At 45.7% G+C, this 280-nt stretch carries 1 protein-coding gene; it reads left to right on the forward strand.

Annotated elements, in window-relative coordinates; translation table 11 throughout:
• Nucleotides 1-280, forward strand: a 280-nt coding sequence (locus tag AAEZ03_RS27040) for a helix-turn-helix domain-containing protein (protein ID WP_350582896.1), incomplete at both ends; no start/stop codon positions are given.

Here is a 280-nt window from a genome sequence, read left to right on the forward strand (position 1 = left end):
GTCCTATGCCTCCAAACCTCTTTCTCCACTTGAACTGTCGCAAGAGCTAAATATCCCAAAACCCACCATCCATCGACTAATTCAGAACTTGGTTGATGAAGGGTTTGTGACCGTTGATATCGGTGGCGGTATTATACCCGGTAAGCGGGTCCGCAACCTAAGTGTCGAGCTCTGGCAACAGCGCCAGTTTTTTAATGAACGACAGCTGATCTTGCACAAGTTAGTTGATGAGATCAAAGAAACTTGTGGTATTGCTATTCCCTATCACATGGATATGCTC

Origin of the sequence: Pseudomonas sp. HY2-MNA-CIBAN-0224, assembly GCF_040310285.1 — a bacterium.
Classification (GTDB): domain Bacteria; phylum Pseudomonadota; class Gammaproteobacteria; order Pseudomonadales; family Pseudomonadaceae; genus Aquipseudomonas; species Aquipseudomonas helleri.